Source organism: Cryobacterium sp. RTC2.1 (assembly GCF_035018685.1).
Taxonomy (GTDB): Bacteria; Actinomycetota; Actinomycetes; order Actinomycetales; family Microbacteriaceae; genus Cryobacterium; species Cryobacterium glucosi.
Genome location: NZ_JASJXJ010000340.1, coordinates 1 through 628, shown reverse-complemented (window position 1 = coordinate 628; position 628 = coordinate 1). Strand labels below are relative to the sequence as shown.

Genomic DNA, 628 nt, shown 5'->3' with positions numbered 1-628 from the left:
GAGGCGAAGAACACCTACGGCACCGGTAACTTCCTGATCTTCAACACCGGCACCGAGATCGTGCACTCCCAGAACGGGCTGCTCACGACCGTGGGCTACAAGCTCGGCGACGGCGAGACGCACTACGCGCTCGAGGGCTCGATCGCCGTCACCGGAGCCCTGGTCCAGTGGCTGCGCGACAACCTCGGCATCATCGGTTCGGCCTCAGAGATCGAAGCGCTCGCCCTGTCTGTGAAGGACAACGGCGGCGCCTACTTCGTACCGGCGTTCTCCGGCCTGTTCGCGCCGTACTGGCGTGCCGATGCCCGTGGTGCACTCGTTGGACTGACCCGCTTCGTCAACAAGGGCCACATCGCCCGGGCAGCACTCGAGGCGATCGCGTACCAGTCGCGTGAGGTTCTCGACGCGGTCAACGCTGACTCTGGCGTTCCGCTCACCGAGCTCAAGGTCGACGGCGGCGCGGCGGCCAACGACCTGCTGATGCAGTTCCAGGCCGACATCCTCGGAGTCTCGGTGGTGCGCCCGGTCGTGGCGGAGACGACCGCCCTGGGCGCCGCGTATGCGGCCGGCCTCGCGGTCGGCTTCTGGAACGACCTCGACGAACTCCGCGCCAACTGGCAGGAGGACG

Annotated in this window: 1 protein-coding gene; it reads left to right on the top strand. The window is 67.2% G+C overall.

Translation table 11 applies throughout. From position 1 onward, the window contains the following. A partial coding sequence (locus QN357_RS19185; RefSeq protein WP_323505423.1) for an FGGY family carbohydrate kinase occupies positions 1-628 on the top strand: 628 nt, incomplete at both ends.